Here is a 13822-nt window from a genome sequence, read left to right as displayed (position 1 = left end):
GCCGCCCCGGCCCCGCACCCGGCCGCCGGGCCCGGGTCAGACCGCCGGCACGGCGGCCCGCAGCAGCTCCGCCGTGATCGCGGCGCCCTCCCGGGTCAGCACCGACTCGGGGTGGAACTGCACGCTCGCGAAGCCGGGCCCGCGCAGCGCGTGGACGTCCCCCGTCAGCGGGTCGCGGGCCGCCTCCACCCCCAGGGCGGCGAGCCGGGCGGCGTCCGCGTCGTCGCAGCGTGCGGCGAAGGTGTTGTAGAAGCCGACCGTCCGCCGCCGCCCGAAGAGGTCGACCTGCTCCTGCGCGCCCTGGTACGGGACGGTCCGGCGCCGCAGCGGCAGGCCGAGCCGCCCGGCGACCAGCTGGTGGCTGAGGCAGACGGCCAGCAGCCCGCCGCGGTGCTCCGCCAGGGCGTGGTCCGCCAGCTCCCGCAGCACCGCGATCCGCGGGTCGTCCGGGTCGGACGGGTCGCCCGGGCCGGGGCCGAGGACGAGCGGCCCGTCGTGGGCGGCGACCGCCTCCCGCAGGCCCGGCGCGTCGTGCCGCAGCACGGTGACCCGGTGGCCGAGGGACCGCAGCAGGTGCGCCAGCATCGAGGTGAAGGTGTCCTCGGCGTCGACGACGAGCGCGTGCGGGCCGGTCGCGGGGAGCGGCTGCTGCATCCGCAGCCAGAACGGCGCCAGGCCGGCCCGCCGGGCGTCCAGGGCGGCCTGCACCCGGTGGTCGTCCGCGAGCCGCGGCGCGGCCCGCCGCGCCGGGCGGCCCGCGGGGGCGGGCCGGGCGCCGATCGCGGTGAGGACGCCGGCGGCCTTGGCGTGGGTCTCGGCGACCTCGGAGGCGGGGTCGGAGTGCCGGACCAGGGTCGCGCCGACCCGCACGGCCAGCCGGCCGGTGGCGGCGTCGACGTCGGCGGTGCGGATGCAGATGGGGGAGTCCAGCAGCTGCCCGCCGCTCCCGGTGCGCCCGATCAGGGCCAGCGCCCCCGAGTAGTAGCCGCGCCCGGTGGGCTCGTGGCGGGCGATCACCCGGGCGGCGTTCTGCACCGGGCTGCCGGTGACGGTGGCGGCGAACATGGTCTCCCGCAGCACGTCCCGCACGTCCATGCTGGTCCGCCCGCGCAGCTCGTACTCGGTGTGGGCGAGGTGGGCCATCTCCTTCAGCCGCGGTCCGAGCACCTGGCCGCCGAGGTCGCCCACCGTGCACATCATCTTCAGCTCCTCGTCGACCACCATGGTGAGCTCCTCCAGCTCCTTGGGGTCGGCCAGGAAGTCCAGCAGCGTCGGCAGGGTCGGCCCGCCCGCCGGGTAGCGGTAGGTGCCGGAGATCGGGTTCATCACGACGGTGCCGCCGGTCTGCCGGACGTGCACCTCCGGGCTCGCCCCCACCAGCACCCGCTCCCCGGTGTGGACCAGGAACGTCCAGTACGCGCCGCGCTCCTGCTCCAGCAGCCGCCGGAAGAGGGTGAGCGCCACGGCGGGCGAGAAGCCCTCCAGGGTGCCGGTGAAGTCGCGGCGGACCACGAAGTTGGCGCCCTCGCCCCGGCCGATCTCCTCCTCCACGACCCGGCGCACGGTCTCGGCGTACCGCGCGTCGTCCACGTCGAAGGCGCCGTCCCGCAGCACCACCCGCTCGCGGGGGAGGGCGGCCAGCAGGGCGTCCAGCGGCAGCGCGTACTGCTCGGCGACCCGCAGCGCCTGCAGCGGCGTGCCGTCGTCGCGGACCTCGAAGCCCCGCTCGCGGATCTGCCGGTACGGGACCAGCGCGAGCAGGTCGTGCACGGGGGTGCGGGAGGCGGGCGCGCCGGAGGGGACCGGCAGGTCGGCCAGGCGCTCGTGGGTGCCGACCTCCCCGAGCAGCACCTCGACGGTGTCCGGGGCGAGGCGCGGGGCCCGGCGGTGGAGCAGGGCGAACGCGGGGGCGCCGGGAGCGGTGAGGCGGGCGACCAGCGCCTCGGGCGCCGGGGTCCCGGACGCCGGCGCCCCGGAAGCCGCGGCGCCGGACGCCGGGGTGCCGGGGGCGGGGGGTGTCCGCGGGGCGGGGGGTGCCGGGTGCGGTTCGGGGGCCATGGCGGGCTTCCTTCCGAGGGGGCTGCGGGGAGCGGGTGCTTCCGCCGTCCGGGGAGGGTCGCCTGGCCGGTACGCCGACGGCCGCCCCGCGGGGCGGCCGTCGTGTCGTCTAGGGACGCGCGAGGTGTGGGCCGCCGTGAGGGACGGTCCACCACCAGGAGAAGGTGTGCGGCGCGTGCATGGCTCCGACTCTAGCGGATCGGGCGCCCCCGGAGGGGCGGTCCGCGCGCCGCGCCGCCGCGGCCGCGCCCGCCACCAGGCGTGTCCGCGACGCGTCTCAGTCCTCGGGCCCTTCGGACACATCCGTGCACACACCCCGTAGCCTTGGGTGTGTGACCGTGAACGATCTCCACACCTGGCAGTCCCTGCCCGCGGCGCAGCAGCCCGAATGGCCCGACCCCGAGGCTCTGCGCACCGCACTCGCGGACCTCGCGTCGTATCCGCCCCTCGTCTTCGCCGGCGAGTGCGACCAGCTGCGCGCCCGGCTCGGCGCTGTCGCGCGTGGCGAGGCGTTCCTGCTGCAGGGCGGCGACTGCGCCGAGGCCTTCGACGGCGTCTCCGCCGACCACATCCGCAACAAGCTCAAGACACTGCTCCAGATGGCGGTCGTGCTGACCTACGCCGCCTCGGTGCCGGTGGTGAAGGTCGGCCGCATCGCCGGCCAGTACTCCAAGCCGCGCTCCAAGCCGACGGAGACCCGCGACGGCGTGACGCTGCCGGTCTACCGGGGCGACTCGGTGAACGGCTTCGAGTTCACCCCCGAGTCCCGCATCCCGGACCCGGAGCGGCTCAAGCGGATGTACAACGCCTCCGCCGCCACCCTCAACCTGGTCCGCGCCTTCACCACGGGCGGCTACGCCGACCTGCGGCAGGTGCACGCCTGGAACCAGGACTTCGTGCGCAACTCCCCGGCCGGGCAGCGCTACGAGTCGCTGGCCAAGGAGATCGACAACGCGCTGGCCTTCATGCGGGCCTGCGGCGCCGAGCCGGAGGAGTTCCGGACGGTCGAGTTCTTCTCCTCGCACGAGGCGCTGATCCTGGACTACGAGACGGCGCTCACCCGCACCGACTCGCGCACCGGGCACCTGTACGACGTCTCCGGCCACATGGTCTGGATCGGCGAGCGGACCCGGCAGCTGGACGGGGCGCACGTCGAGTTCGCCTCCCGCATCCGCAACCCGGTCGGGGTGAAGCTCGGCCCGACCACCACCCCGGAGGAGGCCCTCGCCCTCATCGACCGCCTCGACCCGGAGCGGGAGCCCGGCCGGCTCACCTTCATCACCCGCATGGGCGCGGGGAAGGTCCGCGACCGGCTGCCCGAGCTGGTGGAGAAGGTCACCGCCTCCGGGGCGCAGGTCGTCTGGATCTGCGACCCGATGCACGGCAACACCTTCGAGGCGGAGACCGGCCACAAGACCCGGCGCTTCGACGACGTGCTCGACGAGGTCAAGGGCTTCTTCGAGGTGCACCGGGCGCTCGGCACCCACCCGGGCGGCATCCACGTGGAGCTGACCGGCGACGACGTCACGGAGTGCGTGGGCGGCGGCGACGAGGTCTTCGTCGACGACCTGCACCAGCGCTACGAGACGGCCTGCGACCCGCGGCTCAACCGCAGCCAGTCCCTGGACCTGGCCTTCCTGGTCGCGGAGATGTACCGCGGCCAGTGATCCGCCGGCCTCCGGGCCCCGGGTCCCCCCGCGTGTGACGAAGCCCTCCCGGCGTACCGGACATCCGGTGCCGGGAGGGCTTTCCGCCGCCCGGGACGGCCAGGTAAGGTGAGGCTTACCGGAGTAAGGCGAGCCTTGGCTGATCAGCCGTGAGGAGAGACCGCGCCCATGTACGTCTGCAGCTGCCACGCGGTCACCGAGCAGCGGGTCCGCGAGGAGATCGACCGGGGCGCGGCCACCCCCCGCCAGGTCGCCAGGGGCTGCCGGGCCGGCACCGACTGCGGCTCCTGCGTCCGCCGCATCCAGGCCCTCCTCGGGCAGCACGGCGCCCGACCCTGCCCCACCCCCCGCCTCGCCGCCCGCCTCGGCCTCGCCGCCGCGCCCGGCGGCCCCGGCGACGGGACCGCCGAGGCGGCCTGACCGTCCGGGCCCCGGGCCGCCGGCGCCGCCCGGCGGGCCCCTCAGGTCGCGGGCTGCTCGATCTGCTGGGCCAGGTACAGCGCCTCGCCGAGCCGCTCCAGCAGCTCCAGCTGCGTGTCCAGGTAGTCGATGTGCTCCTCCTCGTCGGCGAGGATCGCCTCGAAGACGTTCGCCGAGGTGACGTCGTCCTTCGCCCGCATCACCACGATCCCGCGCCGCAGCCGGTCGATGGCCTCCACCTCGACCTGCCGGTCCGCCTCGAACATCTCCCGCACCGTCTGGCCCACCCGGACGTGGAAGAGCCGCTGGTAGTTGGGCAGCCCGTCGAGGAGCAGGATCCGGTCGGTGAGGACCTCGGCGTGCCGCATCTCGTCGAACGACTCGTGCCGGGTGTACGCGGCGAGCTTCGTCCAGCCGGCACTCTCCTGCATCTTCGCGTGCAGGAAGTACTGGTTGATCGCGGTGAGCTCGGCGGTCAGCTGCTCGTTGAGGAACTCGAGGACCTCGGGGTCGCCCTGCATGGGCCGCTCCACGTCTGTGAGGGTCGGGACTGTCGGGTCGGGACTGTCGGGTCGGGGCTGTCGGGTCGGGGCTGTCGGGGTCGGGCTGTCGGGGTGGGGACTGCCGGGCCGTGCGCCGGGGGCGTGGACGGTCCGCGGGGGCGCCGGCACCCGAGGGCATCGTCCCCCCGCGGGGCCGGCGGTGCCAGCGGGTTCGCCCGGGTGCGGGAGGGTGCGTCCCCCGGCGGGCGGGGTCGGGGGAGGCGCAGGGGCGCCGCTCTGCGACCATGGGGGCATGGGCCAGTCCGAACACCAGCAGCAGGGCGCCCGGCCCGGCGAGGCCGACCCGCGCCTGCCGCCGGGGCAGCGGCCGCAGCGCGGCTGGCCGGTCCTGCACTACGGCCCCGTGCCTCGCTTCAAGCCCCTGACCTGGGAGTTCCAGGTCTTCGGCGCCACCGCCTCGGGCGCGAAGCACACCTGGGACCACGAGGAGTTCTCGGCCCTGCCCCGCACCACCGTGGTCGGCGACCTGCACTGCGTCACCCGCTTCACCATGTTCGGCAACGAGTGGGGCGGCGTCGCCACCCGGACCGTGCTGGAGCTGGCGCCGCCCGCCCCCGACGTCACCCATGTGATGGTGTGGGCCGAGTACGGCTACAGCTCCAACCTGCGGCTCGCCGACTTCGCCGACGAGCGGTCCCTCTTCGCCACCCACCGCGGCGGCGAGCCGCTCACCGTGGAGCACGGCTTCCCGGTGCGCCTGGTCGTGCCGCACCTGTACGCGTGGAAGGGCCCCAAGTGGGTGCGCGCGGTGGAGTACATGCGGGCCGACCGCCGCGGCTTCTGGGAGGAGCGCGGCTACCACAACCTCGGCGACCCCTGGCGGGAGCAGCGCTACTCCTACCAGGAGCAGCCCGGGGACGGCCCGGAGACCTGACCCCCGGCCCGGCCGCCCGCCCGCCGGCCGGTCACCCCAGGCCCGTCACTCCCCGCGCGCGCCCGGCCAGGGGCCGGGGGCCGGGCGGACCTCCTCGTCCGCCGTCCGCACGTCGTACACCTCCATGCCCCGGGACCGGTACGTCCGCAGCGCGGCCGGGCCGTCCAGGCTGCAGGTGTGCACCCACACCCGCCGGGTGGGCCCCAGCGCCGGCCACCGGTCGGCGAGGTCCCACGCGCGGGCGAGGCCCTCGGCGAGCAGGCGGCTCCCGATGCCGCGCCCGTGGAAGGCCGCGACCAGGCCGAAGTAGGCGATCTCCACCTCGCCGGGGCCGCTCGGCGACAGCTCGACGTAGCCCGCCGGGGTGCCGCGCACCCAGGCCACCCAGGTCTCCGTGCCGTCGCGGCCCAGGTACTCCTCCCACTGGCGGTGGGTCCAGGGCAGCCGGTCGGTCCACGACCAGTCGCCGCCCACGGCGGTGTACAGGAAGCGGTTGAAGGCCGGGTAGGTCCGCTCGGCGCGCACCACGGACAGGCCCTCGGCGGCGTCGGGCCCGGCGGCCGGCCGCAGCGCCTCCGGGGAGGTCTGCTCCAGGTACCAGGTGGTGACGGCGGTGACGACGGGCTCGGCGCGCATGCCGGCCATCCCATCACACCGCCCCCGCCGCTCCGCCGGGCGGACCGGCCGGGGCGGCGCCGTCCGGGGCGGTCCGGTGCAGGGCGGCGCCGTCCGAGGCGGGGCGGGCCGGGGCGGCGCGGTTCAGAGCAGCACGATGGTGATCGTGGCGCCCTTCGGTTGCTGGTCCCCGCCGCCCGGGTTCTGGTTGCGCACCACGGGCGTGCCGAACGGGTTGAGCCGCAGCGCCCGCACCTGGAACCCGGCCGCCCGCAGGGTCGCGGTGGCGTCCGCCTCGGAGCGCCCCCGCACGTCCGGCACCGGGAAGACCTGCGGGCCCTTGGAGACCGTCAGCGTCACCGTGGCGCCGGGGCCCGCCCGGTCGTCCGGGTCCTGGGAGGCGACCGACCCCGCCTCCACCGTGTCGGAGAACACCTGGTCGGGGCTGATCCGCACGGTGAAGCCCTCGTCGGTCAGCTGCGCCTGCGCCTCGTCGACGGGCACGCCCACCACCTGCGGCACCGGCAGCGGCGCCGGGCCCTTGCTCACCACCAGCGACACGGGGGTCTCCCGGGCCAGCTCCCGGCCGGCCGCCGGGTCGGTGCGGATCACCGACCCCTGCGGGATGGAGTCGCTGAAGTCCTCGCTGACGGTGCCCGGGGACAGGCCCGCGTCGGTGAGCCGCCGGCGGGCCTCGTCCACCGCCCTGCCCGCCACGGTCGGCACGGCGATCCGCTCGGGCCCCCGGGAGAGCACGACGGTGACCGGGTGGTCCTTGCGGGCGCGCGCGCCCGGACCGGGGTCGCTCTCGACCACCTGGCCCCGCGGCACGGTCTCGGAGAACGCCTCGGTGAAGGAGGCGCTCAGCCCCGCCGACTGCAGCCGCGCGGCGGCCGCCTGCCGGTCCATCCCCAGCACGCTCGGCGTGGTCGCGTACAGGGCGCCGGAGAGCAGCCAGGTCGCCAGGCCCACGACCACCACCAGCGCGGTCAGGACGGCCACGGTCACCGGTCCGCGCCGGGAGCGGCGCGCGGGGGCGGGGAGCCCGGCGAACTCCGCCGTCTCGTCGTACGCCCGGCTCTGCGGCATCACCAGGTCCGACGGCAGCTCCAGCACGCTGGTGTGCTCGGGCGCCGCGGAGGAGCCGGGCACCGGCCCGCCCGGCGCCCGGCCGCCGGGGAGCGGTCCGCCGAACGGCGGTCCCCCGTCCGGCGGCAGCGCCGGGAGCATCGCGGTGGCCTCGTTGGCGGGGTACTGCGGGGTCGGGCGGGTGGAGGCCGGCGGCTCGGCGTCCAGCAGCGCCGGGTCCAGGTCGCGGCGCAGCCGCTGCAGCACGGCCAGCAGCTCGACGGCGTCGTACGGGCGGCGCCCCGGGTCGCGGGCGGTGGCGGCGGCCACGACGGCGTCCAGCTCGCGCGGCAGGCCGGGCACGGCGAGGGACGGCGGCGGGACGTCCTCGCCGAGGTGCCGGTAGACGATCTGGGTCGGGGAGTCGCCGGAGTGCGGCTTGCGGCCGGTCAGCATCTCGTAGAGGACGATGCCGCAGGCGTACACGTCCGAGCGGGGGTCGGCGGGCTGCTGCCGGATCTGCTCGGGGGAGAGGTACGAGACGCTGCCGATCACGGTGCCCGCCGGGGTGGCGCCGGCGGGCCCGCCGGCGTCCGCCGCGACGGTGCGGACGAGCCCGAAGTCGGCGACCTTCACCAGGCCGGCGTCGGTGATCAGCACGTTCTCCGGCTTGACGTCCCGGTGCACCAGCCCGGCGCGGTGGGCGGCGCCCAGCGCGGCCAGGACCGGCTCCAGGATGTCCAGCGCGGCGCGCACGGACAGCGCCCCCCGGTCGCGCAGCACGTCGCGCAGGGTGCAGCCGGGCACGTACTCCATGGCCAGGAAGACGCAGGAGCCGTCGGCGCCCTGGTCGAAGACGTTGACGACGTTGGGGTGCGAGAGCCGGGCGACGGCCTTGGCCTCGCGGATGAAGCGGCTGGTGAACGCGGCGTCGGCGGCGAGCGCCGGATGCATCACCTTCAGCGCCACCACCCGGTCCAGACGGGTGTCGGTGCCCCGGTAGACCGTGGCCATGCCGCCCACCGCGAGGCGCTGCTCGACCCGGTAGCGGCCGTCGAGCAGCGCTCCGATGAGCGGGTCGTGCAGCGTCGTGTCCACGAGGGGAGTGTACGGGCGGGGGCCGCCGCAGGTGCCTCGGAGGGCGCAGCGCGCAAGCCCTGCGGGTGACCCCGGGCGGCGCGGCGCGCCCCCTCCGCGCCCCGGCCGGCGGACCCGGCGCGGGGCGCGCGGGCGGGTCAGAACGCGGGGGTCTCCCGGTGCTCCAGGACGGCGCGGCCCGCGACCGGCGAGGACGCCTCCGCGTGGAACCGGCGCGGGATGCGCCCCGCCCGCCGGGCCAGCCGGCCCGCCTCCACCGCCCGGCGCATGGCGTCGGCCATCAGCGCCGGGTCCTGGGCCCGGGTGACCGCCGAGGCCAGCATCACCGCGTCGCAGCCCAGCTCCATCGCGAGGGCCGCGTCGGAGGCGGTGCCCGCGCCCGCGTCCAGGATCACCGGCACCCCGGCGTTCTCCACGATCAGCTGGAAGTTGTGCGGGTTGCGGATGCCGAGGCCGGAGCCGATCGGCGAGCCCAGCGGCATGACCGCCGCGCAGCCCACGTCCTCCAGCCGCCGCGCCAGCACGGGGTCGTCGTTCGTGTACGGCAGCACGGTGAAGCCGTCGTCGACGAGGGTCTCGGCGGCGTCCAGCAGCTCCACCGGGTCCGGCAGCAGGGTGTGCTCGTCGGCGACCACCTCGAGCTTCACCCAGTCGGTGCCGAGCGCCTCCCGCGCCAGCCGGGCGGTCAGCACCGCCTCGCCCGCGGTGAAGCAGCCCGCGGTGTTGGGCAGCACCCGGATGGAGTTGCGGGCCAGCACCTCCAGGACCGAGCCCTTGACGGTCGGGTCCACGCGGCGCAGGGCCACCGTGGTCAGCTCGGTGCCGGAGACGCGCAGCGCCTGCTCCAGCACCTCCAGGCTGGGGGCGCCGCCCGTGCCCATGATCAGGCGCGAGGAGAAGGGCGTCCCGGCGATGACGAGCGGATCGTCGGCCACGGCTCAGCCCCCCTGCACGGCGGTGAGGATCTCGACCCGGTCGCCGGCGGCCAGCGGCGTGCCGCCCCAGGCGCCGCGCGGCACGACGGCCTCGTTCACGGCGGCGGCGACGCCGGAGGGCGCGGCGCTCAGCGTCGCCACGACGTCGGCGAGGGTGGCGCCGTCCGGGAAGCGGCGCGGCTCGCCGTTCACCGACAGCGGTATCTCCTGGGCGGTCCGGTCGGGTGCGGTCATCGCTGGGCCTCCTGGGCGGCGGTGGTGCGGGTGGTGCGGGCGAAGCGGGTGGGCAGGAAGGGCGCGGCGAGGTCCGGCACCCGGCCGGTCGCCAGGTACGCGGCGACGAGGTCGCCGGTGACCGGGGTGAGCAGCACCCCGTTGCGGTGGTGGCCGGTGGCGGCGACCAGCCCGTCCAGGGCGGTCGGACCGAGCAGCGGGGCGTTGTCCGGCGAGCCCGGGCGCAGCCCGGCGCCGGTCTCCACCAGCGGCAGCTCGGTGATGCCGGGGACGAGTGCGTGCGCGTCGCGCAGCAGCTCGTACACGCCGCCCGCGGTGACCGTGGTGTCGTACCCCATCTCCTCGGTGGTGGCGCCGACCACCAGCTCGCCGTCGGCGCGCGGCACCAGGTAGACGTGGTGGCCGCGGACCACGGCGCGGACGTTGCGGGAGAGGAACGGCGCGTACACGGGCGGCACCCGCAGCCGCAGCACCTGGCCCTTGACCGGCCGCACCGGCGGCAGCACGCCCTCGGGCAGGCCCGGCAGCAGGTGGCTGCGGCTCCCGGCGGCCAGCACGACCTGTCCGGCGTGCAGCTCCCCGCCGTCGTCGACGGCGGCCCCGACCGCCCGGCCCCCCGCCACGAGGAGCCGCTGCGCGGAGCCCCGCACCAGCTCCACGCCGGCGCGCCGGCAGGCCTCCACCAGGGCGGCGCCGACCCGGCGGCCGTCCACCTGGTGGTCGTCGGAGGCGAGCAGCCCCCCGCTCACCGACGGCGCCAGCATCGGCTCCAGGCGGCGGGCCTCCCGCCCGGTCAGCCAGTCCGACTCCAGGCCCAGCCGCCGGTGGAAGGCGTGCAGCTCGCGCAGTTCGGCGCGGTCGTCGGCGTCGAGCGCCACGGCCAGGGTGCCGCAGGCGCGGTAGCCGGTGGGCAGGCCGGAGGCGTCCTCCAGCTCGGCGGCGAACGCCGCGTACCGGGCGTTGGACGCCGTGCCCAGGCGCAGCAGCGGCTCCTCGCCGTACTGCAGCTCGGTGACCGGAGCCAGCATCCCGGCCGCCACCTGCGCCGCGCCGCGGCCCGGGTCGGGGTCGAGCAGCGCCGTGGACAGGCCGCGCTGCGCCGTCCGCCAGGCGACGGCCAGTCCGATGATCCCGCCGCCGACGACCAGCACGTCGGTGGGTGTGCGCGCCACGGCCGCGACTCTCCCTTCGCCGGCATGACCCGGATCAGGTTCCGACGGTCGGAGGCCGCGCCAGCCTCCCTCTCAGCCCGGTGCGCCGGGCTCCCGTGTGTACGCGGTCCAGCTTATCCCCGCCCGGGGCGCTCCCGGAGGGGCGGCCCGGGCGGGGTGCGGGGCTCAGGGCAGCAGCTTCGCCTTGGCCCGCTCGTACTCCTCCTGGGTCAGGTCGCCGCGGCTCTTGAGCTCGGACAGCTTGTGGAGCTGGTCCACGCTGCTGCCCCCGCCCCCGCCCCCGCCGCCGCCGGCGGTCTCGCGGATGTAGGCGTCCATGGCCTGCTTCTGCTCCTGCATCCGCTCCGCCTCGCGCTCGCCCATGCTGCGCCCGCGCGCGATGAGGTACACCAGCACGCCGAGGTACGGCAGCACGATCACGAAGATCAGCCACGCCGCCTTGGCCCAGCCGCTGAGCGACCGGTCGCGGAACAGGTCCGTGATCACTCGGAACAGCAGGAAGAACCAGAGCACCCAGACGAAGATCCAGAGCATCGTCAGGAAGAGGTTGAGCAGCGGGTAGTCCGTGCTGCTCGCGGTGAGGAGCAGACCGCCCTGCGGGTACGTGTCGTCCATGGTGCGAGTGGAACCCCGCCGTCCGGCCCCCGCACCCCGGGGGCCGCGGCGCTGAGCCGTTAGATTGACCGGATGGCTGAACCGACCGGCAAGGACAGGATCGTGATCGTCGGCGCGGGCGTCGCCGGCGCCCAGACCGCCGCCGCCCTGCGCGGGCACGGCTGGACGGGCAGGGTCACCCTGCTCGGCGACGAGCCGCACGCCCCGTACGACCGGCCGCCGCTCTCCAAGGACGTGCTGCTGGGCAAGGCCGACTCCTCCACCCTCGACCTCGACTGGGCCGCCCTCGACGTCGAGCTGCTCACCGGGCGCCGGGCCCTGCGCCTGGAGGGCGCCGACCGCACCGTCCTCACCGACGCCGGACCCGTCCCCTACGACCGGCTGGTGGCCGCCACCGGCGCCTCCGCCGCCCCGCTGCCCGGCGCGCTCGGCGTGCCCGGGGTCCACCTGCTGCGGACCGTCGACGACGCGCTCGCGCTGCGCGCCGCCCTGCGCCCCGGCACCCGGGTCGTGGTCGTCGGCGCCGGCTGGATCGGCGCCGAGACCGCCACCGCCGCCCGGGCGCTCGGCTGCGAGGCCACCGTCGTGGAGGCCGCCGCCGAACCGCTGTCCGGCGCCCTGCCCGCGGAGATCGGCCGTCTCACCCGCGCCTGGTACGACGCCGCCGGTGTCGACCTGCGGACCGGCGCGCCCGTCGCGGACGTCGAGCCCGGCGCCGTCCACCTGGCCGACGGCACCCGCCTGGACGCCGACGCCGTGGTCGTCGGCGTGGGCGCCCGGCCCGCCACCGGCTGGCTGGGCGACTCCGGGGCGGCCCTCGGCGACGACGGCGCGGTCCTCGCCGACGACCGGCTGCGCACCACCCTCCCCGGCGTGCACGCGATCGGCGACTGCGCCTCCTTCCCCTCCGCCCGCTACGGCGCCCGGCTGACGGTGCAGCACTGGGACAACGCCGTGCAGGCCGCCCGCACCGCCGCCGCCGACCTGCTCGGCCTCGACGTGCCGCCGTACGACCCGGTGCCGTACTTCTGGTCCGAGCAGTTCGGCCGTACGGTCCAGTACGCCGGGCACCACCCGTCGGGTGACCGCGTGCTGTGGCGCGGTTCGCCGGACGACCCCGCCTGGACCGTGCTGTGGCTGCGCGGCGACGTGCCGGTCGCCCTGCTGGCCGTGGACCGGCCGCGCGACCTCGCCCAGGGGCGGCGCCTCCTGGAGCGCGGCACGCCGCTGGACCCGGCGGCGGCCGCCGACCCGGCCGTGCCGCTGAAGTCCGCCGTCCGCTGAGCCCCGCCGCCGCGGTCCCGCGCCGCCCCGGCCCCCGCGCGCCGGGGCGGCGCGGCGCGACACCGCCGGGGCCCGGAGTTACCCATCCGGGCCCTGCGGATGGCAGTCTGGACGGGTGAGCGAGATCGATCCCAAGATTGAGGCCCTTGTCCCGGCCTGGCTGTACCTTCCCGACATCTCCGAGCGGTGGGGCGTGGAGGTCACCCGCGTCCGCCAGATGGTGAAGGAGGGCGACCTCATCGCGGTGCGCCGCGGCGAGAACAACGCCCTCCAGGTCCCCGCCGACTTCATCGGCGACGACAAGCCCGTCAAGGGGCTGCTGGGCACCCTGACCGTCCTGCGGGACTCCGGGTTCAGCGACGCCGAGGCCCTGGAGTGGCTCTTCACCGAGGACCCGACCCTCCCGGGCACGCCCGTCCAGGCACTGCGCGAGAACCGCGGCACCGAGGTCAAGCGCCGCGCCCAGGCGATGGCGGTCTGAGCCGGTGGCCGAACCGCAGGCCCGCGCCGCCGCGGCGCGGGCCCGTCTCGCCGACGCCCGCCTGTACCTGTGCACCGACGCCCGGCGGGAGCAGGGCGACCTGCCGCAGTTCCTGGACGCCGTGCTCGCCGGCGGCGTGGACGTCGTCCAGCTGCGCGACAAGGCCCTGGAGGCCGCCGAGGAGCTGGAGGTCCTGGAGGTCCTCGCCGACGCCTGCCGCCGCCACGGCCGCCTGCTGGCCGTGAACGACCGCGCCGACGTCGCCCACGCCGCCCGCCCCGACGTGCTCCACCTCGGGCAGGGCGACCTGCCGGTGCGGCACGCGCGGGCGATCCTCGGCGACGGCATCCTCGTCGGCCGGTCCTGCCACACCGAGGCGGAGGTGGACGCGGCCGCCGCCGAGCCGGGGGTGGACTACTTCTGCACCGGACCGGTGTGGCCGACCCCGACCAAGCCCGGCCGGCCCGCGCCCGGCCTCGGCCTGGTGGAGTACGCGGCGGGGCTGCACCAGGCCCGGCCGTGGTTCGCGATCGGCGGCATCGACGCCGGCAACCTCGACCGGGTGCTGGAGGCCGGGGCGGAGCGCGTCGTGGTGGTCCGGGCGATCACCGCGGCCGACGACCCGGGGGCCGCCGCCGCGGACCTCGCCCGCAGGCTCCGCACCGCCTGACCGGGCCGTCCGGCAGGGGCACCTGACCGGGCGTCCGGAAGGGCCGTCCGGCCCGGCCTCGTGGCCGG

14 protein-coding genes and 1 riboswitch are annotated in these 13822 nt (G+C 76.6%); of the genes, 6 read left to right on the top strand and 8 right to left on the bottom strand.

What is annotated here, in order from left to right; translation table 11 throughout:
* Positions 1–36: 36 nt before the first annotated feature.
* Positions 37–2058 carry a chorismate-binding protein gene (locus tag LO771_RS04375; protein ID WP_230648235.1) on the bottom strand — a complete coding sequence of 674 codons (2022 nt, stop codon included), beginning with the start codon at positions 2056–2058 and terminating at the stop codon, positions 37–39.
* 332 nt (positions 2059–2390) lie between these two features.
* Between LO771_RS04375 and LO771_RS04370 the strand changes: the two genes are divergently transcribed.
* Together LO771_RS04370 and LO771_RS04365 are read left to right on the top strand one after the other, a co-directional pair.
* A complete protein-coding gene (locus tag LO771_RS04370; RefSeq protein WP_230648234.1) occupies positions 2391–3725 on the top strand; it encodes a class II 3-deoxy-7-phosphoheptulonate synthase in 1335 nt (444 codons plus the stop codon).
* Between the two features lie 168 nt (positions 3726–3893).
* Complete coding sequence (locus LO771_RS04365; protein ID WP_230648233.1) at positions 3894–4145, top strand: bacterioferritin-associated ferredoxin; 252 nt, start codon at positions 3894–3896, stop codon at positions 4143–4145.
* A gap of 41 nt (positions 4146–4186) precedes the next feature.
* On the opposite strand, the gene bfr is transcribed toward LO771_RS04365, so the two are convergent.
* Complete coding sequence (gene bfr / locus LO771_RS04360) at positions 4187–4666, bottom strand: bacterioferritin (protein ID WP_230648372.1); 480 nt, start codon at positions 4664–4666, stop codon at positions 4187–4189.
* A gap of 274 nt (positions 4667–4940) precedes the next feature.
* On the opposite strand from bfr, the gene LO771_RS04355 reads away from it, so the two are divergent.
* Positions 4941–5582 carry a sulfite oxidase-like oxidoreductase gene (locus LO771_RS04355; protein WP_230648232.1) on the top strand — a complete coding sequence of 214 codons (642 nt, stop codon included), beginning with the start codon at positions 4941–4943 and terminating at the stop codon, positions 5580–5582.
* A gap of 45 nt (positions 5583–5627) precedes the next feature.
* Here LO771_RS04355 and LO771_RS04350 read toward each other — a convergent pair whose 3' ends face one another.
* From LO771_RS04350 to LO771_RS04325, 6 genes are all read right to left on the bottom strand, one after another.
* On the bottom strand, positions 5628–6218 hold the full coding sequence (locus LO771_RS04350; protein ID WP_230648231.1) for a GNAT family N-acetyltransferase: 591 nt from the start codon (positions 6216–6218) through the stop codon (positions 5628–5630).
* A 123-nt stretch (positions 6219–6341) separates the two neighbouring features.
* On the bottom strand, positions 6342–8363 hold the full coding sequence (pknB, locus tag LO771_RS04345) for a Stk1 family PASTA domain-containing Ser/Thr kinase (RefSeq protein WP_230648230.1): 2022 nt from the start codon (positions 8361–8363) through the stop codon (positions 6342–6344).
* 137 nt (positions 8364–8500) lie between these two features.
* Positions 8501–9298, bottom strand: coding sequence for a thiazole synthase (locus LO771_RS04340; protein WP_230648229.1), 798 nt, complete (start codon positions 9296–9298; stop codon positions 8501–8503).
* 3 nt (positions 9299–9301) lie between these two features.
* Positions 9302–9532, bottom strand: coding sequence for a sulfur carrier protein ThiS (thiS, locus tag LO771_RS04335; RefSeq protein ID WP_230648228.1), 231 nt, complete (start codon positions 9530–9532; stop codon positions 9302–9304).
* On the bottom strand, positions 9529–10704 hold the full coding sequence (gene thiO / locus LO771_RS04330) for a glycine oxidase ThiO (RefSeq protein WP_230648227.1): 1176 nt from the start codon (positions 10702–10704) through the stop codon (positions 9529–9531). The genes thiS and thiO overlap by 4 nt, the downstream gene beginning before the upstream one ends.
* Before the next feature lie 7 nt (positions 10705–10711).
* Positions 10712–10805: riboswitch (TPP riboswitch) on the bottom strand.
* A 64-nt stretch (positions 10806–10869) separates the two neighbouring features.
* A complete protein-coding gene (locus LO771_RS04325; protein ID WP_230648226.1) occupies positions 10870–11319 on the bottom strand; it encodes an SHOCT domain-containing protein in 450 nt (149 codons plus the stop codon).
* Between the two features lie 72 nt (positions 11320–11391).
* On the opposite strand from LO771_RS04325, the gene LO771_RS04320 reads away from it, so the two are divergent.
* The 3 genes from LO771_RS04320 to thiE all read left to right on the top strand — a co-directional run bounded on the left by LO771_RS04320 (position 11392) and on the right by thiE (position 13754).
* Positions 11392–12603 (top strand): NAD(P)/FAD-dependent oxidoreductase, encoded by a 1212-nt coding sequence (locus LO771_RS04320; RefSeq protein WP_230648225.1) that lies wholly within the window; start codon positions 11392–11394, stop codon positions 12601–12603.
* Positions 12604–12718: 115 nt separating this feature from the next.
* On the top strand, positions 12719–13084 hold the full coding sequence (locus tag LO771_RS04315; RefSeq protein WP_230648224.1) for an Rv2175c family DNA-binding protein: 366 nt from the start codon (positions 12719–12721) through the stop codon (positions 13082–13084).
* A 4-nt stretch (positions 13085–13088) separates the two neighbouring features.
* Positions 13089–13754 carry a thiamine phosphate synthase gene (gene thiE / locus LO771_RS04310; protein ID WP_230648223.1) on the top strand — a complete coding sequence of 222 codons (666 nt, stop codon included), beginning with the start codon at positions 13089–13091 and terminating at the stop codon, positions 13752–13754.
* Positions 13755–13822 lie beyond the last annotated feature (68 nt).

Origin of the sequence: Streptacidiphilus sp. ASG 303, from assembly GCF_020991365.1 — a bacterium.
Taxonomy (GTDB): domain Bacteria; phylum Actinomycetota; class Actinomycetes; order Streptomycetales; family Streptomycetaceae; genus Peterkaempfera.
The sequence above is the reverse complement of the archived record's forward strand: the minus strand, read 5'-3'. Positions and strand labels throughout refer to the sequence as shown.

Bases quoted from the DNA above. Each gene is read 5' to 3' on its own strand.
- LO771_RS04375 (WP_230648235.1), bottom strand. From the start codon at position 2,058: ATGGCCCCCGAACCGCACCCGGCACCCCCCGCCCCGCGGACACCCCCC.
- LO771_RS04365 (WP_230648233.1), top strand. From the start codon at position 3,894: ATGTACGTCTGCAGCTGCCACGCGGTCACCGAGCAGCGGGTCCGCGAG.
- bfr (WP_230648372.1), bottom strand. From the start codon at position 4,666: ATGCAGGGCGACCCCGAGGTCCTCGAGTTCCTCAACGAGCAGCTGACC.
- LO771_RS04355 (WP_230648232.1), top strand. From the start codon at position 4,941: ATGGGCCAGTCCGAACACCAGCAGCAGGGCGCCCGGCCCGGCGAGGCC.
- LO771_RS04350 (WP_230648231.1), bottom strand. From the start codon at position 6,218: ATGCGCGCCGAGCCCGTCGTCACCGCCGTCACCACCTGGTACCTGGAG.
- thiS (WP_230648228.1), bottom strand. From the start codon at position 9,532: ATGACCGCACCCGACCGGACCGCCCAGGAGATACCGCTGTCGGTGAAC.
- LO771_RS04325 (WP_230648226.1), bottom strand. From the start codon at position 11,319: ATGGACGACACGTACCCGCAGGGCGGTCTGCTCCTCACCGCGAGCAGC.
- LO771_RS04320 (WP_230648225.1), top strand. From the start codon at position 11,392: ATGGCTGAACCGACCGGCAAGGACAGGATCGTGATCGTCGGCGCGGGC.